Below are 21610 nucleotides of genomic sequence, written 5' to 3'. Positions count from 1 at the left end.
TGCTGCCTGTGCAGGCCTCTTCGCGGGTAAACCCGCTCCCACAAACCTTGCGCAGTACCTGTGGGAGCGGGTTCACCCGCGAACACCGGCGTAGCCGGTGCCACCGTAAGATATTTCTGAACCTGCAACCCAATGCTTCAGAATCAACCCGCTTAGGAATTATCCTACGCGCGCTGCCGAACTATCGCTGTTGTCGGGGAAACACCTCACGGATAACGTTTCCGGGTCGCTTCGGTGACCGGGTGTGAGAACCCGACGATAAGCAAATTTCCGCCAGCTTTCATGGCGGCCGCGCGCGGGCAGACTTCAGTCTGGCCGAGTTTTCCTTTGCTTCCTCGGTTTCTCACCCCGCGCACGGCTGCCACCTAAACCCGTGAGAAGGTTGCGGTGGTGGCATTCTCTGATCAAGCAAAGGGTTTGAATCATGAAAAAGATCGTCCCCGATCCACCCGTAAAACTAACGGCCCGCCCCTTCTACACCATCAACCAGGACACACCCTCGGTTGACGCCCTGATCCACACCCTCCAGCTGATGGCCGGCATCGAAGACTCGCTGGACGAATACATCTGCGCCAATGCCGGCGAGCCCGGCATCAACATGCTGGTCAACGCGGTGCATCACGTACAGATGACCAAGGCCCTGGCCGAGTTGCTGTTGCACCGGCAAACCGGGGATATCACCCTGCACTGACTACACAGCCCCAAGACAAGCGCGGCCCCTGTAGGAGCGGCCTTGTGTCGCGAAAGGGGCGCAAAGCGCCCCCAGGATCTTCGCATCACCGCAAAATCGCCGGGGCCGCCTTGCGGCCCTTTCGCGACACAAGGCCGCTCCTACAGAAAGCGTGATCGCATCAAGGCTGCCAGGTGTTCGCCGACACACTTTCAGGCGAGCACCTGTTAGCCCCATGCTTGGGTTACCATACCGCCCTTTCCCCGCTTGCTCGACTCGACACCAACAGGTCATCCATGCGTCTGTTTCATACCTCCGACTGGCACCTGGGCCAAAGCCTGCACGGCCAGGAACGCGACTTCGAACACGCCTGCTTCCTCGACTGGCTGCTCGGCCAGCTGCGCCTGCGCCAGCCGGATGCGCTGCTGATCGCCGGCGATATCTTCGACACGGTCAACCCGCCGGTCAAAGCCCAGGAACGTCTCTACGACTTCATCGTCCAGGCCCACGAGCAACAGCCGAAGCTGGACATCGTGATGATTGCCGGCAACCACGACTCCGGCTCGCGCATCGAGCTGCCCGCGGCACTGATGCGCCGCCTGCGCACCCATGCCCTGGGCCGTGTGCACTGGCTGGACGAGGGCCAGCTGGACGCCGAGCGCCTGCTGATTCCGCTGACCAATGGCCGTGGCAAGGTCGCCGCCTGGTGCCTGGCCTTGCCCTTCCTGCGCCCGGCCGAGGTGACCGGCCCGCAATTGGGCGACGACTACCTGCAAGGCCTCACCCAGGTGCACCAGCAGCTGATCGCCGCCGCGCAAAAGAAGCGCAAGAAGGACCAGGCGCTGATCGCCATCAGCCACGCGCACATGGCCGGTGGCGCGGTGTCGGAGGACTCCGAGCGCAGCCTGATCATCGGCAACGCCGAGGCGCTGCCGGCCAAGCTGTTCGACAAGGCCATCAGCTACGTCGCCCTGGGCCACCTGCACAAGCCGCAGAAGGTCAACCGCGAAGAACGCATCCGCTACAGCGGCTCGCCGATCCCGCTGTCGTTCGCTGAAATCAACTACCCGCACCAGGTGCTGGAAGTGGAGCTGGACGGCACCGGCCTGGTCAGCGTCGAACCGCGCCCGGTACCGCGCGCCGTGGCCCTGCAACGGGTCGGCCCGGCACCACTGGGCGAACTGCTGGAGCAGTTGGCCGACCTGCCAGTGATCGACCTGCTCGAAGACCCCAACCGCCAGCCCTGGCTGGAGGTGCGAGTGATACTGGATGAGCCGCAACCCGACCTGCGCCAGCAGATCGAAACCGCACTGGAAGGCAAGGCCGTGCGCTTGATCCGCATCAGCGCCGAATACGCCGGCCGCAACAATGCCGAAGACGATGACCTGGCCTTTGTCGAACTGGCCCAGATGACCCCGCAGGACCTGTTCAGTCGCGCCTGGGAGCAAGCCTATGGCAACCCCGCCGACGAACAGGCGCTGGCCGACTTCGCCCTGCTGTTGCAGGACGTGCAGCAGGAAGAGGAACAGCCATGAAGATTCTTGCCATCCGCCTGAAGAACCTGGCATCCCTGGCCGGCCCGGTCGATATCGATTTCACCGCCGAACCGCTGGCCAGCGCAGGCCTGTTCGCCATCACCGGGCCTACCGGGGCGGGCAAAAGTACTCTGCTCGACGCCCTGTGCCTGGCGTTGTTCGGCACCGTGCCACGGCTGAACGACATTGGCCGCGAGGCCAAGGTGCCGGATGCAGACGGCGAGATCCCTACCTCCGACCCGCGCAACCTGCTGCGCCGCGGCACCGGCAGCGGCTTTGCCGAAGTCGATTTCGTCGGCATCGATGGCCGCCGCTACCGCGCCCGCTGGGAAGCCAACCGCGCCCGCGACAAGGCCAACGGCAAGCTGCAGCACAGCCGCCAGAGCTTCTATGACCTGGACAGCGAGCAGGTACTGGGCAGCGGCAAGAACGAATACAAACAACTGGTCGAAGCCCGCCTGGGCCTGAACTTCGAACAGTTCACCCGCGCGGTGATGCTGGCCCAGAGCGAGTTCGGCGCCTTCCTCAAGGCCGACGACAAAGAACGCAGCGAGCTGCTGGAAAAGCTCACCAACACCGCCATCTACACCCGCCTGGGCCAGCGGGCCTTCAGCAAGGCACGCGAAGCCGGCGAGGCCCACAATGCCCTGAAGGACCGTGCCAGCCACCTGCTGCCGATGGCCGCCGAAGCCCGCGCCGAGCTCGACCAGCGCCTGGAACAGGCGCAGCAGCAGTTCAAGGCCGACCAGGCCGGCGAGCGCCAGCTGGAGCAGCAACGCAACTGGCTGAACGAGCAGCGCCAGCTGCAGGCCCAGCACGCCGAAGCCGGCACCGCGCTGCAGGCCGCCGAACAGGGCTGGCAACAACTGGCTGAGCAGCGCCTGGACCTTGTGCGCCTGGAGCGCCTGGCCCCGCAGCGTCACCAGTTCCACCGCCAGCAGACACTGACCGCGCAACTGGCACCGCTGGCAGCGAAGATCGCCGAACAACAGCAGCAGCAAGCCGAGCTGCAAGTGCGCACCAGCGAGCTTGAGCAGGCGCTGGACGCCGCGCGTCAGGCGCTTGCCGATAGCCAGGCCCAACACAGCGAGAACGCCCCTCGCCTGCGCCAGGCCTTCGCCGCCCAGGACAACCTGGCCCGTCTGGAGCAGGAGCTGGCAGCACAGCGCAGCGCCGGCCAGCAGGCCGAGCAGCAGGTCGCCGAAGGCCAGCAGCACCTGCAGCAGCTGGAAGACAACCAGCAGCGCAGCCTGCAGCAACTGGCGCAGATCGACACCGCGCTCGCCGACAGCCAGCACCTGGCGGGCCTGGCCAATGCCTGGCACGCCTACCTGCCGCAACTGAAGCAAGTGATGCTGATCGGGGGCCGCCTGGCCAAGGGCCGTGAAGAGCTGCCCGGCCTGCAGGCCCAGGCCAGCCAGGCCAATGCGCACTTGCAGGCCGAGCGCGATGCCTTCGAGCTGCTGTTCCGCGAAGCCAAGGCCGAACCCCAGGCCCTGGCAGAACAGATCGACCTGCTGGGTGGCATGCTGCAGGACAACCGCAAGCAGCAGCGCGCCGTGGAAGAGCTGTCACGCCTGCATGGCCGTGAACTGGAACTGCGCCAGCAGCTGGAGGCCGTGCGCGTGCGTCAGCAGCAGGCCATGCAGCAGCGCCAGCAACTGATTACCGAAGGCACCGCCGCCAAGGCCGAGCTGGAAGCCGCCGAGCAAGCGCTCAACCTCACCCGCCAGTTGCTGGAACGCCAGCGCCTGGCACGCAACACCAGCGTCGAAGAGTTGCGCGGCCAGTTGCGTGACGGCGAACCCTGCCCGGTGTGCGGCAGCGCCGAGCACCCGTTCCACCAGCCTGAAGCGCTGCTGCAAAGCCTGGGTCGCCATGACCAGGCCGAAGAAGATGCCGCGCAGAAGCAGGTCGAAACCCTCAACAGCAAGCTGGTGGAGCTGCGCACCCAGCTGGGCGTGGTCAACGCCCAGCTCAAGGACTTCCAGCAGCAACAGCAGCACCTGGACGAACAGCTGCAACCGCTGGTGGCCCAGGTGCAGGCGCACAGCCTGTGGCCGGCCCTGGCCCCGCAGGACGACAAGGCCCGCAGTGCCTGGCTCGACAGCCAGCTGCGGCGCCTGGACGAAGAAATCGGCCAGGACGAGAAACGCCAGAGCGCCCTGCTCGCCCTGCAAAAAGATGCAGCCCGTCTCAACCAGCAACTGCAGGCCGCCCAGCAGGCGCAACAGCAAGCCCAGCGCCACCTGGAGCAACAGCACCAGGCCCTGGCCAGCGACGAGCAGCAGTTGCAGCAAGGCCTCGCGGACCTTGCCGGCGTATTGCCCGAAGAGGCCCTCAAGGCCTTGAACGACGACCCGGCCAATGCCTTCCTCGCCCTGGACCAGCAGATCGCCCAACGCCTGCAGCAACTGGAGCAGCGCAAGGACGAACAGGAAGAACAGCAAGCCCGCCAGGCCCAGCTGGACAAGCTGCGCGACCAGCAGCAGGCACGCGTGCAGACCCAGCAGCAGCTGCAGCAGAAACTTGCCACCCTCGACGAGCAGCGCCAACAGGCCCAGGCTTCGCTTGGCGAACTGCTTGGCGGGCACGCAAGCGCCGAAGCCTGGCAACAACACATGGACGCCGCGCTGGAGCAGGCCCGCGCCCTCGACACCGACACTGCCCAGCGCCTGCAGGAGCTGCGTACCCAAGGCGTGCAACTGGCCAGCGAACGCAAGGCCAACACCCAGCAGCAGCAGGCGCTGGACGCCGAGTGCCAGCAGTTGCAGGGCCAGATCGCCCAGTGGCGCGCAGAACACCCGGAACTGGACGACGCCGGCCTGGATCGCCTGCTGGGCATGGAGGATGCGCAGGTCAATGAGCTGCGCCAGCGCCTGCAAGGCGCCGAAAAGGCCATCGAACAGGGCCGCGTGCTGCTGCAGGAACGTGAACAACGCCTGCAGCAACATGCCGCGCAAATGACCGTGGACACCTCGGCCGACGCCTTGGAACAGGCCCTGACCGAACTGCGCGAACGCCTGGCCGGCCATGAGCAGCAATGCGCCGAACTGCGTGCACAGCAGGCCGATGACCAGCGTCGCCAACAGGCGCACCAGGCGCTGGCGGCGGAAATCGAACAGGCCCACCAGCAGTGGCAACGCTGGGCTCGCCTGAACGCCCTGATCGGTTCGGCCTCGGGCGATGTGTTCCGCAAGATCGCCCAGGGCTACAACCTCGACCTTTTGCTGCACCACGCCAACGCCCAACTGCGCCAGCTGGCCCGCCGCTACCGCCTCAAGCGCGGCGGCAGCGCCCTCGGCCTGCTGGTGCTGGACACCGAGATGGGTGACGAACTGCGTTCGGTGCACTCGCTGTCTGGCGGGGAAACTTTTTTGGTGTCGCTGGCCCTTGCCCTGGGCCTGGCCTCGATGGCCTCCAGCACGCTGCGCATCGAATCGCTGTTCATCGACGAAGGCTTCGGCAGCCTCGACCCCGAGTCGCTGCAACTGGCAATGGATGCACTCGACGGCTTGCAGGCCCAGGGCCGCAAGGTGGCGGTGATTTCCCACGTGCAGGAAATGCACGAACGCATCCCGGTGCAGATCCAGGTGCGACGCCAAGGCAATGGCCTGAGTGACGTGGAGGTGTGCGGGTGATCCTCTACTCGTTCCGCCGCTGCCCCTGGGCCATGCGCGCGCGCCTGGCCCTGCGCTATGCGGAGTGCGAGGTGGAGATTCACGAGGTAGCGATGAAGAACAAGCCGGCAGAACTGCTGGCCTTGTCACCCAAGGGCACGGTGCCGGTACTGGATACCGGTGCCGGGGTGCTCGAAGAAAGCCTGGACATCATGCGCTGGGCGCTGGAGCAAAACGACCCACAGGACTGGCGGCTGCAGGCCGACCCTGTGGCGGCGCAGCAGGCTGAAACCCTGATTGCGCGCAACGACAGCACGTTCAAGGCGCAGGTGAACCTGTACAAGTATGCCGAGCGCTACCCCGAGCATACCCGCGAGCATTACCGCCAGCAGGCCGAGGCCTGGCTGGCGGAGCTCGAAGGCCTGCTGGCAGGCAGGCCCTACTTGCTGGCCACGCACCCGAGCATTGCCGATGCCGCGTTGCTGCCCTTGATGCGCCAGTTTGCCGGGGTCGAACCGCAGTGGTTCGCCGAGGCGGCTTATCCGCGGGTGCGGAGCTGGCTGGAGGGGTGGTTGGCTTCGGAGCTGTTCAGGTCAGTCATGGCCAAGTAGCTTCACGCGATCCCGTGTAGGAGCGGCCTTGTGTCGCGACAGGGGCGCGCAGCGGCCCCAGGTTTTTGCGTCACAGCAGAAATTGCCGGGGCCGCTCTGCGGCCCTTTCGCGACACAAGGCCGCTCCTACAGGGGACCGAGTCAGGTTCAGTAGTTGTGCTTGCCACTCAATGCCGCATTGCCGATGCCGCGTTGCTGCCCCTGATGCGCCAGTTTGCCGGGGTCGAACCGCAGTGGTTCGCCGAGGCGGCTTATCCGCGAGTGCGGAGCTGGCTGGAGGGGTAGCTTCACGCGATCCCTTGTAGGAGCGGCCTTGTGTCGCGATTGGGGCGCGCAGCGGCCCCAGGTTTTTGCGTCACAGCAGAAATTGCCGGGGCCGCTCTGCGGCCCTTTCGCGACACTAGGCCGCTCCTACAGGGACCGAGTCAGCTTCAGTGGTTGTGCTTGCCACTCAATGCCGCATGGAAGTTGGCGCTCTGGCGCAGGTACTGTTCGGTGTAGCTATGGGTAGCAGACGCCTTGCCGCTGCTGTCGGCATGGGCATGCGTCGGCAATACGACCGAAGCGGAAATGGCGGATGCGGCAATGACCGGGAAGAGATTGAAGTTCATCTGGGCTGACCTCGACGGCGGTGGTTTGACGTTGGCCTGTTTGGGCCGTGGGTCAAACTTACGCCGCCGAAGCCGCAGGCAAAAATTCATTGCGGCAGTATCGATTATCACGCCGATCGATATCACTCGATGAATTTCAGGTCCGACGGCGCATCCTGCTTCAGCGTCTGCACCGTCTCCAACAGCTTGCCGCTGCGCGGATCGCGGCGTATCACCACGATCTGGTTGCTCTTCTGGTTGGCCACCAGCAGGAAGTTGTCACTCGGATCGAGGGCGAACTCGCGGGGATGATCCCCCTCCACCGAACGGCGCTGCAGGAACGTCAGTTGGCCATCCTGCTTGCCCACGCTGAACACCACGATCTCGTTGGCCGTGCCTCGGTTGCTCACATACAGGAAGCGCCCGTCTGCCGACAGGTGCAAGCCACCTGCCGCTTTCGCCGCAGCTTCCTTGCTCTCGGTCAGGGGCAGGCGCTGGCGTTCGACCAGGTTGCCCTCCTGCACATCGAACATGACCACATCGGCACTCATTTCCAGGGTCAGGTAGGCGTGCCGGCCCTTGGCGTCGAACAACAGGTGGCGCGGCCCGCTGCCCGGCGGCAGGTCCACCGACGCGGGGATCGCCGGCGTCAGCGGGTGGTCTGCGCTGGCACCGTCGTAGCGGTAGATGAACACCTTGTCGGCACCCAGGTCGCTGGCATACAGGTGGCGGCCGTCGGGTGACAGCACCAGCGAATGCACATGGGCGCCGGCCTGGCGCTCGGGGTTGACCCCGCTCGCCTTGTGCCGGGCCTGTTGCACCACCGGCTTGAGCTTGCCGTCCTTGGCCACCGGGATTACCACCAGGCTGCCGCCAGGGTCGGGCTTGACCGCGTAATTGGCCACGAACAGATAACGCTGGTCCTGGCTGAGACTGGCGTGAGTCGGCTCGTCACCTTGGCTGGCCACCTGGTTGATGGGCTTGATCTCGCCTTTTGCACTGACGCTGAAGCTGCTGGCATGGCCGTTCGGGGTTTCATTGACCGCGAACAGCTGGCGTTGATCGGCCGACAATACCAGCCACGAAGGGCTGACACTCTTCACTACCTGCTGCGGCGCAGGGTCGATATGGCCGGTCTTTTCGTCAAACTGATAGCGGTAGATGCCCTGGCTGGCGCCATCGGTGTAGCTGCCCACCAGCAAGGTGGCGGCGTGGGCGTGGAGGGTCATGCTCATCAGGCTAACGGTCAGCAGGCTCGTCCAGATCCGATTCATCTTCGTCATCATCCGGGGCACGAAAGGCACTCATACAGACTAGCCGATGCTCGCCGTTGGCATCGTCGAGTTGCCACTCGTCACCCACGGCGATGGCAGCAGTGATCTGCTCGGGGGTGAAGGACCAGCGGCGGAGCTGGCGGCCGTCCATGCATTCGATGGTGAGGCCGGATTCATCGGAGGTGAAGTCGAAGGCGTGCAGGCCGTCGATCAGGAGCATGTCGCAGGACTGCAGGGCGGTGGCGAGGGGGGACATGGGGGTACCAATCTGAAATGAGTTGGCATTATAGCCCTGGGGCTGCTTTGCAGCCCATCGCGACACAAGGCCGCTCCTACAGGGATCGCATCAGCCTGCCGATACGCGTTCCCCTGCAGGAGCGGCTCCCTGCGGTCAATGAGCGAAAATGGAGCCCCCCTCCTTGCCCACCATCTTCTCAGGCTTGATCAGGAACCTTGCCAGCGCCGGCAGCAGCCACAGCGCACCGAACATGTTCCACAGCAGCATGAAGGTCAGCATCAGCCCCATGTCCGCCTGGAACTTGATCGCCGAGAAAATCCAGGTGCACACGCCGATGGCCAGGCACAACCCGGTGAACAGCACCGCCTTGCCAGTCGAGCGCAGGGTCTCGTAATAAGCCTCCTGCAACGGCAACCCGGCACGCAGGAAGCTTTCCAGCCGGCTGTAGATGTAGATGCCATAGTCCACGCCAATGCCCACACCCAGCGCCACCACCGGCAAGGTCGCCACCTTGACCCCGATGCCCATGTAGGCCATCAGCGCGTTGCCCAGCACCGAGGTCAGCACCAGCGGCAGGACGATGCACAGGGTGGCGGCGAACGAGCGGAAGGTAATCAGGCACATCACCGCCACACAGATGTACACCAGGATCAGGATGGTCAGCTCGGCCGACTTGATTACCTCGTTGGTCGCCGCTTCGATCCCGGCATTGCCCGCCGCCAGCAGGAACTGCAGGCCTTCCTTGTTGTGGCTGTCGGCAAACGCCTTGGCCACGGCAGTGACCCGCTCCAGGGTTTCGGCCTTGTGGTCGTTGAGGAACACCAGCACCGGCGCCAGCGAGCAGTCGCCGTTGTACAGGCCATCGGCGCGGGCGATGGAGTTGTTGAGGATGTCCGGGTTGCGCGACAGGGTTTCCCATTTCAGGCTGCCCTCGTTCATGCCCTTGATCACCTGCTTGGACACGGTCACGAGGGAAATTGCCGACTGCACGCCCGGGGTGTTCTGCATGGTCCACATCAGCTCGTCGATCGGCGCCATGGTGGAGTGGATCGAGCAGCTTTCCGGCGGGGTCTTGACCATGATCACCAGCACGTCGGAACTGGTCGAGTAGTTGCTGATGATGAAGTTGTTGTCCTGGTTGTAGCGCGAGTCGGGGCGCAGCTCCGGCGCGCCCTGGTCGAGGTCGCCGATCTTCAGGTTCTGGCTGTACCAAAGGCCACCGGCGAAGGCGACCAGCGCCAGGGCCACCGACACCGGCGCCACCTTGGCACTGGCAAAGTTCGACAGCAGGCGCCAGAATGGGTGCTCCCGGGTGGCGTCCTGCTTGCTGCGCTCGACGGCCTTCTTGCTGATGCCGACGTAGGAGATGGCTACCGGTAGCAGGATGAGGTTGGTGAACACGATCACCGCCACACCGATGGAAGCACCGATGGCCAGTTCACGAATCACCCCGATGTCGATGATCAGCAGGGTGATGAAGCCCACGGCGTCGGCGAGGATGGCGATCATCCCCGGCAGGAACAGCTGGCGGAACGTGCGCCGGGCGGCGGTCAGGGCGTTGTCGGCGTCACTCGACTGCAGGGCGATACCGTTGATCTTCTGCACCCCGTGGGAAATGCCGATGGCGAAGATCAGGAACGGCACCAGCATCGAGTACGGGTCCAGGCCAAAGCCCACCGCATGCATCAGGCCCAGCTGCCAGACCACCGCCACCAGGGTGGTGATGAGCACGGCGATGGTGCTGCGGATGCACCAGGTGAACCAGTACAGCAGCACCCAGGTGATGGCCAGGGCGACGCCGAAGAACATCGCCACCATCACCAGGCCGTCGATCAGGTCGCCGACCTTCTTGGCGAAGCCGACGATGTGCACCTTCACGTTGGGGTTCTGCGCCTGGAACTTGTCACGGATCTTTTCTTCCAGCTGGTGCGAGAACTGCTGGTAGTCCAGCTTCACCTGCTTGCCCGGGTCCTGCGGGTCTGGGTAGCTCTCCAGCAGCGGCACGTCGACGATGCTGGACTTGAAGTTGTTGCCCACCAGGCGCCCCACCTGGCCCGACTTGAGCACGTTGTCGCGCAGGGTGTCGAGGCTGTCCTGCGAGCCGTTGTAGGTGTTGGGGATCACCTCGCCACCGGAGAAGCCTTCCTCGGTGACCTCGCTCCAGCGCACGCTGGGGCTCCACAGCGACTTCAGCCCGGCACGGTCGACGCCAGGGATGTAGAACACTTCGTCATGGATCTGCCGCAGGGTCTCCATGTAGTCCTTGTCGAAAATGTCGCCATTCACGGCCTCCACCGAAATGCGCACGGTGTTGCCGAGGTTGGCCAGGTCGTTGCGGTGCTCCATCATCTGCTCGATGAACGGGTGCTGCAGCGGGATCATCTTCTCGAAGCTGGTGGACGGGCGAATCTGCGTGGCCTGCCAGAACAGGAAGATGCTGACCAGTACGCACAGGGCGATGACCACGGGGCGATTGTTGAAGATCAGGCGTTCGAGCAGCGTGGCCTTGTCCTGGTGATGCGGGTGCATGGTGATGCTCTCCCTGCTGGTCATGGACGCACCTCCTGGTCAGCACCCTGCGGGTCAGCCAGGTGCACGCCACCCTGCCCTACCAGCAGCAGACCGCCATCGGCCAGGCCGCTGACGCCGGCCAGGGCAATGCGGTCGGCGCGGCTGTAGACACTGAAGGTCTGGCCATCATCGGTACTGCGCAGCACGCTGCCGCCATTGCCGACCAGCACCAGGCTACCGTCCTCGACAAGCGTAGCGCCTGCCAGGCCAAATTCGAGGGTGCCCCGTGCGGCCTTGAGCTCGATCGGCTGCCAGTTGTCACCAAAATCGGTGGAACGGAACAGGTTGCCGCGCAGGCCGTAGGCCAGCAGGGTGTGCGGCTGGGCAGTGCCGATCACGCCGAACAGCGAGCCCTCGTAAGGGCCGTCGACCTTGGCCCAGGTCTGGCCGTTGTCGGCGGAGCGGAACATGCCACCCTGCTCGCCGACGATGAACAGGCCCGCGTCACGCACCTGGGCGATACCGTTCAGGTGCAGCTGGTCGGGGTTGTCCAGGCGCTCGGCCACGTCCTGCCAGTGCTGGCCGCCGTCGGTGGTTTCCAGCAAGGCGCCATAGGCACCTACGGCAAAACCGTGCTGGGCGTCGAGGAAGGCGACATCGAGCAAAGGTGCTTCGCGGGACAGGTCTTCGAACTGCTTGCTCCAGGTGGCACCACCATCGCTGCTGGCGAGCACCAGCGCATCGTGGCCGACGGCCCAGCCGCGCTTGTCGTCGAGGAAGAACACCGCGGTCAGCAGTTGCCGGGTGGGCACTCGCGCCTGGGTCCAGGTGCTGCCCTGGTCGTCGGAGAACAGGATATGACCGCGATCGCCCACCACCACCAGGCGCTTGCCGGCATGGGTGGCGTCGATCAGCAGGCTTTGGCTGGCCTTGGCCGATTCGGTGGAATACTCGTCGGCGGCAGCGGCTTGCACGCTGTCAGCCCACACGCCAAGCCCCAGCGCCAGTACCGCGCTGGCTGCCAATGGCCAGGCAAAGCGCCTGTTCTGTTCCCTCATGACTGTCCCCCTGTTGTGTTCTTGTGTGGTGGGTCAATGCACTGCAGGTACTGCGAAAAGCCTGATCTAGAGGCCTGCAATAGCTTGAGGGGATCGTAGCGGGGATATTTGCGGGAACACAACGGGCGGGGTGTTATGTTTTGTTGTCGGCTCCAAAAGCTTCGCGGGTAAACCCGCTCCCACAGGTCCTGCACAGCCCATGAAAGCGGTGCAGTACCTGTGGGAGCGGGTTTACCCGCGAAGAGGTCGGCTCAGGCTACGGAAAACTCAAGCCAGGCTCTTGCTCACAACCTCATACACATCACTGGACAGCTCACCAGAAGCCAGAATCCGCTCCAGCTCGCCCTTCATCAGGGCCTGACGCGCGTCGTCATACTTGCGCCAGCGGGTCAGCGGTGCCAGTTGCCGCGAGGCGATCTGCGGGTTCAGCGCATTCAGCTCGATCACCAGGTCCGCCAGGAAGCGGTAGCCGGAGCCATCCGCCGCATGGAAGTTGACCAGGTTCTGCCCGGCAAAGGCGCCGACCAGCGCACGTACCTTGTTCGGGTTCTTCAGGGTGAACGCCGGGTGCTGCATCAGCGCCTTGACCCGCGCCAGCCCGCCCGGCAGCGTACTGGCCGCCTGCACGCTGAACCACTGGTCCATGACCAGCGGGTTGTCCTTGAAGTGCTCGGCAAAGGCTTCCAGCGCCTTGGCCCGCTCGGCCTCGAACGGCGAGTTGACCAGCACGGCCAGGGCGGTCAGGCGCTCGGTCATGTTGTCGCAGTGCTCGAACTGCTCCAGGGTCGCCTGCAGCACCTGCGGCTTGCCGCTCTGCATCAGGTACGACAGCGCGATGTTCTGCAGGCTGCGGCGGGCGAAGTGCTCGGCCGAGGCCACGTAGGCGGTGCTGCGCGACACTTCGCGGTTGGCCTGGTAGCGCGCCCACAGGGCGTCGAACAGCTGCTCGGCGATCTGCTGGCGGGCGAACTCGCGGGCGGCGTGGATGGCGTCCACGTCGGCCACCTGGCTGATTTCGGTGAGGTAGGCCTCACCCGGCAGCGAGAGCATTTCGGCAACCATGGCCTGGTCCAGCGACTCGTTGCCGAGCACGGTGCCCAAGGCGCTGATCAGGCGCTGGTCGAGCTTGAGTGCTTCGCCGCGCTGATGCTGGCCGATCAGTTCCTGCAGCACCTGCACCGACAACTGCTGCCCCGCCTCCCAGCGGTTGAAGCCGTCGCTGTCGTGCTGCATCAGGAACATCAGCTGGTCGCGGTCGTAGGGGAAGCTCAGCTTGACCGGTGCGCTGAAGCCACGCAGCAGCGAAGGCAGCGGCTTGGCCTGGATGCCCTGGAAGGTGAAGGTCTGCTCGGCCTCGGTCACCGACAGCACGCGGCTGGTGCCCTGCGCCGCCGCTTCACCGGCCAGTTGCAGCGGCAGGTCGTTGCCTGCGGCATCCAGCAGGCCAAGCTCCACCGGGATCACGAACGGCAGTTTTTCGGCCTTGTCCGGGGTCTGCGGGCAGCTCTGGCGGAAGGTCAGGCTGTAGGTCTGCGCGGCCGCGTCATAGGCCTCGCTGACTTCCAGGCGCGGGGTGCCGGCCTGGTTGTACCAGCGCTTGAACTGGGTGAAGTCGACGCCGTTGGCGTCTTCCATGGCCTTGATGAAATCGTCGGTGGTCACCGCCTGGCCATCGTGGCGTTCGAAGTACAGGTCGCTGCCCTTGCGGAAGCCGTCTGCGCCCAGCAGGGTACGAACCATGCGCACCACTTCGGCGCCCTTCTCGTACACGGTCAGGGTGTAGAAGTTGGAGATCTCGATGAAGCTGTCCGGGCGCACCGGGTGAGCCATGGGGCCAGCGTCTTCGGCGAACTGGTGAGTACGCAGGTAGGCCACGTCTTCGATGCGTTTAACCGTGCGCGAGTTCATGTCGGCGCTGAACTCGGCATCGCGGAACACCGTGAAGCCTTCCTTCAGCGACAGCTGGAACCAGTCACGGCAGGTGACCCGGTTGCCCGACCAGTTGTGGAAATACTCGTGGGCAACCACGCCTTCGACGCGCTGGTGTGCGGCATCGGTGGCCGTTTCGGCACGGGCCAGCACACAGCTGGAGTTGAAGATGTTCAGGCCCTTGTTTTCCATGGCGCCCATGTTGAAGTCGTTGACCGCGACGATCATGAAGATGTCCAGGTCGTACTCGCGGCCATAGACTTCTTCGTCCCAGCGCATGGACTTCTTCAGGCTGACCATGGCGTGGTCGCACTTGTCGATGTTCTCGGGCTCGACGTAGATGCGCAGGGTCACGTCACGGCCGGACTGGCGGGTGAAGCTGTCCTCGACGCACCACAGGTCACCGGCCACCAGGGCGAACAGGTAGGCCGGCTTCATGAACGGGTCTTCCCAGGTCGCCCAGTGGCGACCATCGTCTGCCGGCCCGCTGCCGATCGGGTTGCCGTTCGACAGCAATACCGGGTAGCGATGCTGCTCGGCGATGACCGTGGTGGTGAAGGTGCTCATCACGTCCGGGCGGTCGAGGTAGTAGGTGATCTTGCGGAAGCCTTCGGCCTCGCACTGGGTGCAGAACATCTTGCCCGACTTGTACAGGCCTTCCAGTGCGGTGTTGCTTTCGGGGTGGATCTTCACGCTGGTGTCGAGGGTGAAGCGCTCGGCCTTGGGCTGCACGGTAAGGCTGTCGGTATCGAGCTGGTAGTCGCCCGGCTGCAGCTCCTGGTCATCCAGCGAGGCGCGCAGCAGTTCCAGCTGCTGGCCATCGAGTTCCAGTGGCGGCAGGCCGGCACCGCGTGCCGGGTTGCGGCGCATGACCAGTTGCGCGTGAACCAGGGTGTGGTCCTCGAACAGCTCGAAGGTCAGGTGCGTCTCGTCGATCAGGTACTCGGGCGCCTGGTAATCCTCGAGGTAGATCACTTGCGGTTGTTCGGTACGCATGTGCAGGTCCTTTTTACTGGAGCACGGCCAACTGGTAGGCCGTGTACTTGCGAATATTGATCACACCGGTGTCGAAGATCAGGTACTGGCCCTTGATGCCCAGCAGCGTGCCTTCCACTACCGGGTCCTTGTCGAGGTTGAAACTGACGATCTTCGATGGGTAGGCCTCGACCGGGTACTTCATCTGCACCACTTCGGCGTCGGCCAGCGGCTGGATCGCCTGCAGGCCGAAGCGCCCCTGCAGCTCGCGCAGGCCATCGGCACAGGCGTCGAACACCTGTTCACGAATGGCGACCAGGTCGAGCTCCTCGGCATCGCCCTTGAGCAGGGCGCGCCAGTTGGTGCGGTCCGGCACCTGGCTGCGCAGCAAGTCTTCGACCAGGCCGGACTGCTGGCGGGTAGCCACGCGCACGATCGGCAGGGCCTGGCTGGCACCCTGGTCGAGCCAGCGGGTGGGCAGCTGGGTGGCCCGGGTGATACCGACCTTGATCCCCGACGAGTTGGCCAGGTAGACCACATGGTCGGTCATGCAGAACTGTTCGCCCCACGACGGTTCGCGGCAGGTGCCGGCGTCGTAGTGGCACTTTTCCGGGGCCATGATGCACACGTCGCACTGGGCCAGTTTGGTCATGCACGGGTAGCAGTAACCCTGGCTGAAGCTGGTCTTGGTGCGCTTGCCACAATGGCTGCAGTGAATGGCGCCGAGGTATTCAAGGCGCAGGCGCTGGCCGATCAGCGGGTTGACCGGCACCTGCGTGTCATCCAGACGGAAGCTGTACTGCACCACTGGCGCCTGCAGGCTTACCGCCATCTTGCTCAACGAGCCACGAGCGAGTTCGATCAATGTACCGAGTCCGACTTGAACAGAATGTTGGCGATCGGCGCGGACTTCGAGGCGCATTCCTGCGGGCCCATGTAGCCGGTACGCTGGTCTTCGGGCAGGTTTTTCATCTCCCAGGCGATTACCGCCTGCAGCGACAGCTCTTTCTGCTCGGCAGTGAGCTTGCGGCCATCCGACCATTTGCCGATTTCCACGGCCAGTTTCAGGCTCTCGTAGATTTCCGGGGTGATGTTTTCAATCATTTGCGCGAAAGTGGACATAGTGTCTCCTGATTCAAGCCGACAGTTTACGCCGGGCCAGCGCCCCACCCAAGAGCCCGGTCAGGCATCCGATGAGCAGCCCGCCGACGTGGGCGGCGTTGGCGATCTGGCCAAGGCCCAGGGTGTCGATCACGCCGCTCAGGCACACCACCAGCCAGATGAGCATCATCACCAGCACGCCCTTGGGCAGGTTGAAGTAACGGTCGGGTGCCAGCCACTGGTACAGCCAGATGTGCCCGAGCAGGCCGTACAGCACGCCGGAAAGGCCGCCGAACAGGCTCGGCCCGCTGCTGTAGTGCTGGGCCAGGTTGGACACCAGGCTGAACAGCAGGGTCAGGCCCAGCAGCGCCCACGGGCCTTGGCGCAATTCGATGCGTTTGCCCAGTTCCCAGTACCACAGGCTGTTCATGGCCAGGTGCAGCACGCCGAAATGCAGCAGCATGGGCGATACCAGGCGCCACCACTGGCCTTCGTCCAGGCTTTGCGCCAGCGGGCTGAAGTACAGGTAGTCGCCCTGGACGCGGAAATCGAGGAAGGTGAACCAGCTGATGGTGGTGAAGTTGTCGCCCAGGCCGGTGAGGCCGGCGACGATGAAGCACAGCAGCAGGGTCAGGGTGGTGATCTTGCAGGCGCGGGCCTGTTCCGCCAGGGAGGGCCCTTTCGCGGGCTCGCCCGCTCCCACAGGATCGGTGGTGGCTGGCAGGTCGGCGTTGCCGTCGGGGTAGCGCTGGTAGAGTTCGCGGACGTCTGCGGCCAGGGTGTCGGGGGCCCAGAGCACCTGGGCATCGCCCTCCTCGCTGACCCGGTGCGGCACCTGCAGGCGCTGCAGCAGGTGAACGAAGCCGCTGAGGTCGACCGACAGCGGCAGGCGCATCACTTCGATAATGTTCATTGGTTGGCCTGTGGGCGGTCGACATCGACCCAGACGAACTTGTGCGGGTCGATGCGGGTTTCATCATCCAGCCGGTAGGCAGCCAGCTTGCCGTAGAGCACGGCGCTGTAGTCCAGGCAGGCCAGGTTGGCGCGGATCGGCGCCGGGCGGCCGCTGCGCCAGTAATGGCCGACGAACAGCATGGGCTCGTCTTCGGCATAGCGCAGCAAGGCGTTCTTCTGGCTGTGACTGAGCGGGGTGCTGGCCACTTCCGCGGGCAGGGCGTCAGGCTGGAACACGATGTCGCCGTAGGTTTGCGGGTCTTCTTCCCAGAACTTGGTACGGAAGAAGGCACGGGTCAGGCCGTCGCCACCGGTGAGGGTCAGGCCGTCCGGCAGGCGCATGTCGGTGCCGCGCAGCAGACGGTTGCACACGGTGGCGGCAAAGCTGCCGCTCACCGCCGAGGCCTGGATGAAGTGCTCGTCGATGCGCCCGTCGGGGTACTGCTGGCGCAGCGGCTCGATCAGCCGCGGGTCCCAGCAGGCATGCACCAGGCGGAAGCGCCCGGCGTCGACGAACAGCGGCAATTCGTAGAACCAGTTGACGAAGTCGTGCCAGTCAGCGGGGTGGTGGGCAAACTGGGTCAGGGTTTCGTCGATCAACCGGGCGTGGCGCGGCGTATGCTCGCGCACGAAGGCCTTGCCGCTGCCAGGTAGTGCCGGGGTAACCCAGCCCAGCGCGTTGTACTCGTGGTTGCCCATGATGCAGAACGCCTGGCCGGCCTCGACCATGTCGTGGACGATGTGCAGCGCCTCGCGAATGCGTGGCCCGCGGTCGACGATGTCGCCAAGGAACAGCGCCTGGCGCCGCGGGTGGCGCCACACGCCTGCCACACGCTTGTAACCAAGGGCGTCGAGCAGGCGTTCAAGGGTCAGCGCACAACCGTGCACGTCACCGATGATGTCGAAACTACGCGCCGGATCGAGCATCAGTCGTCCCTGCTTCCCAAGCGGCTGCCCCAGCCGAGCTTGGTGCGGCAGACCTCGTAGTAGTTGTGGTCCAGCGGGTGGATCAGGCGCAGCTTCTGCGGTTTCTTGCTCACCGTGATGGTGTCGCCGGGGGCACAGGTGAAGTGGTTCTGGCCGTCACAGGATACTTGCGGGTAGATCTGCAGGTCCTTGGACACCACGATCTTCAGCTCGCTGTTGCCGTCGACCACGATCGGCCGGCCCGACAGCGTGTGCGGGTACATCGGCACGATGACGATGGCGTCGAGCTTGGGGTGCATGATCGGGCCGCCGGCCGACAGCGCGTAGGCGGTGGAGCCGGTGGGGGTGGCGACGATCAGGCCGTCGGCCTTCTGGCTGCAGACGAACTGGCCATCGATGTAGATCTCGAATTCGATCATGCGCGTCGACTTGCCTGGGTGCAGCACCACGTCGTTCAGCGCATCACCCTGGCCGATGGCTTCGTTGTGGCGGCGTACCTCGGCCTGCAGCAGGAAGCGGTTTTCCACCAGGTAGTGGCCGTCGAGCACTTCGGCGACCTTCTCTTCCAGCTCGTCGGGGCGGATGTCGGTGAGGAAGCCCAGGTTGCCTCGGTTGATGCCCAGCACCGGAATGTTGTGCCGGGCCAGGGCGCGGGCGGCGCCCAGCAGGCTGCCGTCACCGCCGACCACGATGACCAGGTCACAGACCTCGCCCAGCAGCTTGCGGGTAGAGGTTTGCAGGCCATGGCCGGGCAGCACTTCGGCGATGGTGTCCTCGAGGATCACGTGCAGGTGGCGCTCGAGGAGGAATTTTTTCAGTCGGCGAATGGTGTCGAGCACCTGCGAGCTGCCAAGGCGGCCGATGATACCGATATTGCGAAATTGCTCCATGGGGCTCCTGCGAGGCTCTGCGGCGGGTGACTATGCCGCGATTATGGGCGAAACCACCGGGTAGCGGCAAACCGGCTATGCTCGCAGGATGATGCCATTCGCCCTGCTCCACGACCTGCCCCGGCAGCTACGCCGCCCCAACGTGCGCGACCTGGCCTGGGCCCTGCTGTCGCCCCCGTTGCTCAGCGCCCCGCCCTGCCCCCAGCGCCACCCGCTGGCGGGCAGCCTGTGGGCGGACCAGCCACAGCGCCTGGCAGACTGGCTGCGGGCGCTGGATGACGATGACCGCCCATTGCGCGACTGGCTGGCGCAGCTGGGCAGCCGGCGCCTGGGGCACTACTACGAACGGCTGTGGCAATTCGCCCTGGGCCAGGCCCCGGGCATTGAACTACTGGCGGCCAACCTGGCGATTCGCGAAGGCGGGCGCACCCTGGGCGAGCTGGATGTGGTGCTGCGCGACCGCGACGGTGTGCACCACCTGGAACTGGCCATCAAGCTGTACCTGGGCCCGGAGCATCCCGGGCACGACCCCGCCGCCTGGCTGGGGCCGGGCTGCCATGACCGACTGGGAAGCAAACTGGCGCACCTGGCGCGGCACCAGCTGCCCATGTCGACAGGGGCGCACAGCCGCGAGGTGCTGGCCCGGCTGGGGGTGGAGCAGGTGCAGGCGCATGTGTGGCTGGGTGGCTATCTGTTCTACCCGTGGCCTGGGCATGCACAGCCACCACAGGGCGCCAACCCGCAGCACTTGCGCGGGCGCTGGCTGCGGCGGCGGGACTGGGTCATGGGCGAAGGTGAGCGATGGCAGCCGCTGCAACGGCATGCCTGGCTGGCGCCGGCGCGGGTCGAGGCGCAGGAGTGCTGGGCGGTGGAGCAGTTTGCGGCGTGGCTGCACGTGCTGGAGCGGCAGGCTCCGGCGCAGTTGCTGGTGAGGTTGGAGCAAGAGGCTGACGGGGCGTGGCAGGAGGCCGAGCGGGTGTTTCTGGTGGCTGATGATTGGCCGCATCTGCCCGATGTCTGATGTTGTCTGGGCTGGCCCCTTCGCGGGTAAACCCGCTCCCACAAGTACTGCACAGGTCTCTGGCTCTGCGCTATGCCTGTGGGAGCGGGCAAGCCCGCGAAGAGGCCGGTGCAGACAACACAAATTTCACAGACCTGGCGCAAAGATTTGTTCCCCCGTAGCCATTACAGTACTTCCTGAGCGCCGGCAAGAGCGCCATTCCGACCTGATGACGAGGACCAATCATGGTTTCATCCACCCCCGCGACCCATTACGCGCGCCTGTCCATCGCCCTGCACTGGCTGATGCTGGTGCTGCTGGCCGCTGTCTATGCCCTAATCGAACTGCGTGGCCTGTTCCCCAAGGACAGCGTCGAACGCAACCTGATGAAGGACCTGCACTTCATGCTCGGGCTCAGTGTGTTCGTGCTGGTCTGGTTGCGCCTGGCCATCCGCCTGAGCCGCCCGACTCCACCCATCGTGCCCAAACCTGCGGCCTGGCAGACCGGCCTCGCGCACCTGATGCACCTGGCGTTGTACCTGCTGATGATCATCCTGCCACTGGCCGGCTGGCTGATCCTCAGCGCCGCCGACAAACCAGTGCCGTTCTTCGGCCTGGAGCTGCCGCACCTGATCGGCCCGAACCCGGACCAGGCCAAGTTCATCAAAGGCTGGCATGAACGCATCGGCAGCTGGGGCTACTGGCTGATCGGCCTGCACGCTCTGGCCGGGCTGTATCACCACTATGTGCAGCGCGACAACACGCTGCTGCGCATGCTGCCCTACAAGTAACCGCGCCGGCCCTGCAGGCCGCCGGTGTGCACCACGATCAGGCGGGTGCCGGGCGCGAACAGCCCGGCTTCGACCTGCTCACGCAGGGCCAGCAGGGCCTTGCCGGTGTAGAGGGCTTCGAGCGGCACGCCGGTGTGCTGCTCGCAATCGGCGATGAACGCCAGCAGCTCAGCGTCGAATTTACCGAAACCGCCACGGCAGGCGTCGTGCAGCTGGTAGCCATGCGCGCCGGCCAGTGTCGCTACCGCCTCCGGCACACCATGGTCCCTGGGTACCGCCAATGCACCATGCACCACATGTGCGCCCGCCTCGGCCATTGCCAGGCCGGCCAGGGTAGTCCCCGTTCCGGCAGCCAGCCACCAGGCGTCGTAGCCCGACCAGCCCAGTGACGCGATCTGCGCGCGCGCCTGCTGCATGATCAGCGCGCAGCCCTGTGCACCGGCCAGCCCGCCGCCCCCTTCGGGGATGCAGTGCCAACCCGGGTAGCGTGCCTGCCAGGGTTCCCAGAAACCCGCTTGGTTTCGTGCGCGATAGCCGCCATAGCCCAGCCAATGCAGTTCCATGCCCAGCGCCTGCAGGTCACGCACGGTTGGCGTGTCCTGGGCGTGGCCACGCAGCAGGCCGGCGGTGGCGAAGCCGAAGCGCTTGCCGGCAGCGGCCAGGGCGTGCAGGTGGTTGGAATGGTTGCCGCCGAGGCTGATCAGGCCCGGGGCGTTGCTGGCGCTGGCCTGTTGCAGGTGGTGGCGTAGCTTGAACCATTTGTTGCCGCTGATCAGCGGGTCGATCAGGTCCAGGCGCAGGATGGCGGCTTCTACCTGGGCTTGTTGGAGCCAGGGCAGGATCAGGGGCTGAAGGGGGGGTTGGGGGAGGTCGAGGAGCATGCTGCGAGTTTACCAGTGAAATCCCGAGGGCGCTTTGCGCCCCTGTGGGAGCGGG

General features: G+C 65.1%; 18 protein-coding genes and 1 pseudogene. 7 read left to right on the top strand and 12 right to left on the bottom strand.

Going from position 1 to position 21610, the window contains the following annotated elements; translation table 11 throughout:
* Positions 1 to 424 precede the first annotated feature (424 nt).
* From CAG00_RS17935 to CAG00_RS28205, 5 genes and pseudogenes are all read left to right on the top strand, one after another.
* On the top strand, positions 425 to 691 hold the full coding sequence (locus tag CAG00_RS17935) for a hypothetical protein (protein ID WP_085664955.1): 267 nt from the start codon (positions 425 to 427) through the stop codon (positions 689 to 691).
* A gap of 275 nt (positions 692 to 966) precedes the next feature.
* Positions 967 to 2205, top strand: a complete 1239-nt coding sequence (locus CAG00_RS17930) for an exonuclease SbcCD subunit D C-terminal domain-containing protein (RefSeq protein WP_085664954.1) — start codon at positions 967 to 969, stop codon at positions 2203 to 2205.
* Positions 2202 to 5846 (top strand): AAA family ATPase, encoded by a 3645-nt coding sequence (locus tag CAG00_RS17925; protein WP_085664953.1) that lies wholly within the window; start codon positions 2202 to 2204, stop codon positions 5844 to 5846. Before CAG00_RS17930 ends, CAG00_RS17925 begins: the two co-directional genes overlap by 4 nt.
* Positions 5843 to 6436 (top strand): glutathione S-transferase, encoded by a 594-nt coding sequence (locus CAG00_RS17920; RefSeq protein WP_085664952.1) that lies wholly within the window; start codon positions 5843 to 5845, stop codon positions 6434 to 6436. Before CAG00_RS17925 ends, CAG00_RS17920 begins: the two co-directional genes overlap by 4 nt.
* A 177-nt stretch (positions 6437 to 6613) precedes the next feature.
* Positions 6614 to 6721, top strand: a pseudogene (locus CAG00_RS28205) (glutathione S-transferase); the annotation flags it as partial.
* Between the two features lie 146 nt (positions 6722 to 6867).
* Here the strand turns inward: CAG00_RS28205 and CAG00_RS17905 are convergent.
* From CAG00_RS17905 to CAG00_RS17855, 11 genes are all read right to left on the bottom strand, one after another.
* Positions 6868 to 7047, bottom strand: a complete 180-nt coding sequence (locus CAG00_RS17905) for a hypothetical protein (protein ID WP_025338263.1) — start codon at positions 7045 to 7047, stop codon at positions 6868 to 6870.
* 122 nt (positions 7048 to 7169) lie between these two features.
* Entirely contained in the window at positions 7170 to 8300 is a 1131-nt protein-coding gene (locus tag CAG00_RS17900; RefSeq protein WP_256579031.1) for a lactonase family protein, read from the bottom strand.
* Positions 8266 to 8556 carry a DUF5629 family protein gene (locus CAG00_RS17895; protein WP_025338261.1) on the bottom strand — a complete coding sequence of 97 codons (291 nt, stop codon included), beginning with the start codon at positions 8554 to 8556 and terminating at the stop codon, positions 8266 to 8268. The genes CAG00_RS17900 and CAG00_RS17895 overlap by 35 nt, the downstream gene beginning before the upstream one ends.
* 135 nt (positions 8557 to 8691) lie before the next feature.
* Complete coding sequence (locus CAG00_RS17890) at positions 8692 to 11067, bottom strand: RND family transporter (protein WP_024086538.1); 2376 nt, start codon at positions 11065 to 11067, stop codon at positions 8692 to 8694.
* 20 nt (positions 11068 to 11087) lie between these two features.
* Positions 11088 to 12107 carry a YCF48-related protein gene (locus CAG00_RS17885; protein WP_085664949.1) on the bottom strand — a complete coding sequence of 340 codons (1020 nt, stop codon included), beginning with the start codon at positions 12105 to 12107 and terminating at the stop codon, positions 11088 to 11090.
* Between the two features lie 267 nt (positions 12108 to 12374).
* A complete protein-coding gene (gene pepN / locus CAG00_RS17880) occupies positions 12375 to 15032 on the bottom strand; it encodes an aminopeptidase N (RefSeq protein ID WP_085664948.1) in 2658 nt (885 codons plus the stop codon).
* A 13-nt stretch (positions 15033 to 15045) separates the two neighbouring features.
* Positions 15046 to 15876 carry a DUF2797 domain-containing protein gene (locus CAG00_RS17875; protein ID WP_075044170.1) on the bottom strand — a complete coding sequence of 277 codons (831 nt, stop codon included), beginning with the start codon at positions 15874 to 15876 and terminating at the stop codon, positions 15046 to 15048.
* Entirely contained in the window at positions 15873 to 16133 is a 261-nt protein-coding gene (locus CAG00_RS17870) for a YeaC family protein (protein WP_003260154.1), read from the bottom strand. The genes CAG00_RS17875 and CAG00_RS17870 overlap by 4 nt, the downstream gene beginning before the upstream one ends.
* Before the next feature lie 13 nt (positions 16134 to 16146).
* Entirely contained in the window at positions 16147 to 17025 is an 879-nt protein-coding gene (locus tag CAG00_RS17865; protein ID WP_025338257.1) for a rhomboid family intramembrane serine protease, read from the bottom strand.
* On the bottom strand, positions 17022 to 17993 hold the full coding sequence (locus tag CAG00_RS17860) for a metallophosphoesterase (protein ID WP_075044167.1): 972 nt from the start codon (positions 17991 to 17993) through the stop codon (positions 17022 to 17024). Before CAG00_RS17860 ends, CAG00_RS17865 begins: the two co-directional genes overlap by 4 nt.
* On the bottom strand, positions 17993 to 18883 hold the full coding sequence (locus CAG00_RS17855) for an NAD(+) kinase (RefSeq protein WP_025338255.1): 891 nt from the start codon (positions 18881 to 18883) through the stop codon (positions 17993 to 17995). The genes CAG00_RS17860 and CAG00_RS17855 overlap by 1 nt, the downstream gene beginning before the upstream one ends.
* Positions 18884 to 18971: 88 nt before the next feature.
* On the opposite strand from CAG00_RS17855, the gene CAG00_RS17850 reads away from it, so the two are divergent.
* A complete protein-coding gene (locus CAG00_RS17850) occupies positions 18972 to 19904 on the top strand; it encodes a DUF1853 family protein (protein ID WP_085664947.1) in 933 nt (310 codons plus the stop codon).
* 224 nt (positions 19905 to 20128) lie between these two features.
* Positions 20129 to 20674 (top strand): cytochrome b, encoded by a 546-nt coding sequence (locus CAG00_RS17845; protein ID WP_003260150.1) that lies wholly within the window; start codon positions 20129 to 20131, stop codon positions 20672 to 20674.
* On the opposite strand, the gene CAG00_RS17840 is transcribed toward CAG00_RS17845, so the two are convergent.
* Positions 20665 to 21555: a 1-aminocyclopropane-1-carboxylate deaminase/D-cysteine desulfhydrase gene (locus CAG00_RS17840; RefSeq protein WP_085664946.1), complete on the bottom strand. Its 891-nt coding sequence runs from the start codon at positions 21553 to 21555 to the stop codon at positions 20665 to 20667. The genes CAG00_RS17845 and CAG00_RS17840 overlap by 10 nt on opposite strands.
* Between the last annotated feature and the right edge of the window lie 55 nt (positions 21556 to 21610).

Source organism: Pseudomonas sp. B5(2017) (assembly GCF_002112825.1).
Lineage (GTDB): Bacteria > Pseudomonadota > Gammaproteobacteria > Pseudomonadales > Pseudomonadaceae > Aquipseudomonas > Aquipseudomonas putida_Z.
Note: the sequence above shows the minus strand (reverse complement) of the source record. Positions and strands in the feature narration are given on the sequence as shown.

Excerpts from the sequence above, each read along its gene's own strand:
- CAG00_RS17935 (WP_085664955.1), top strand. The coding sequence starts at position 425 with ATGAAAAAGATCGTCCCCGATCCACCCGTAAAACTAACGGCCCGCCCC.
- CAG00_RS17930 (WP_085664954.1), top strand. The coding sequence starts at position 967 with ATGCGTCTGTTTCATACCTCCGACTGGCACCTGGGCCAAAGCCTGCAC.
- CAG00_RS17925 (WP_085664953.1), top strand. The coding sequence starts at position 2,202 with ATGAAGATTCTTGCCATCCGCCTGAAGAACCTGGCATCCCTGGCCGGC.
- CAG00_RS17905 (WP_025338263.1), bottom strand. The coding sequence starts at position 7,047 with ATGAACTTCAATCTCTTCCCGGTCATTGCCGCATCCGCCATTTCCGCT.
- CAG00_RS17900 (WP_256579031.1), bottom strand. The coding sequence starts at position 8,300 with ATGAATCGGATCTGGACGAGCCTGCTGACCGTTAGCCTGATGAGCATG.
- CAG00_RS17895 (WP_025338261.1), bottom strand. The coding sequence starts at position 8,556 with ATGTCCCCCCTCGCCACCGCCCTGCAGTCCTGCGACATGCTCCTGATC.
- CAG00_RS17890 (WP_024086538.1), bottom strand. The coding sequence starts at position 11,067 with ATGCACCCGCATCACCAGGACAAGGCCACGCTGCTCGAACGCCTGATC.
- CAG00_RS17885 (WP_085664949.1), bottom strand. The coding sequence starts at position 12,107 with ATGAGGGAACAGAACAGGCGCTTTGCCTGGCCATTGGCAGCCAGCGCG.
- pepN (WP_085664948.1), bottom strand. The coding sequence starts at position 15,032 with ATGCGTACCGAACAACCGCAAGTGATCTACCTCGAGGATTACCAGGCG.
- CAG00_RS17870 (WP_003260154.1), bottom strand. The coding sequence starts at position 16,133 with ATGTCCACTTTCGCGCAAATGATTGAAAACATCACCCCGGAAATCTAC.
- CAG00_RS17865 (WP_025338257.1), bottom strand. The coding sequence starts at position 17,025 with ATGAACATTATCGAAGTGATGCGCCTGCCGCTGTCGGTCGACCTCAGC.
- CAG00_RS17860 (WP_075044167.1), bottom strand. The coding sequence starts at position 17,993 with ATGCTCGATCCGGCGCGTAGTTTCGACATCATCGGTGACGTGCACGGT.
- CAG00_RS17855 (WP_025338255.1), bottom strand. The coding sequence starts at position 18,883 with ATGGAGCAATTTCGCAATATCGGTATCATCGGCCGCCTTGGCAGCTCG.
- CAG00_RS17850 (WP_085664947.1), top strand. The coding sequence starts at position 18,972 with ATGATGCCATTCGCCCTGCTCCACGACCTGCCCCGGCAGCTACGCCGC.
- CAG00_RS17845 (WP_003260150.1), top strand. The coding sequence starts at position 20,129 with ATGGTTTCATCCACCCCCGCGACCCATTACGCGCGCCTGTCCATCGCC.
- CAG00_RS17840 (WP_085664946.1), bottom strand. The coding sequence starts at position 21,555 with ATGCTCCTCGACCTCCCCCAACCCCCCCTTCAGCCCCTGATCCTGCCC.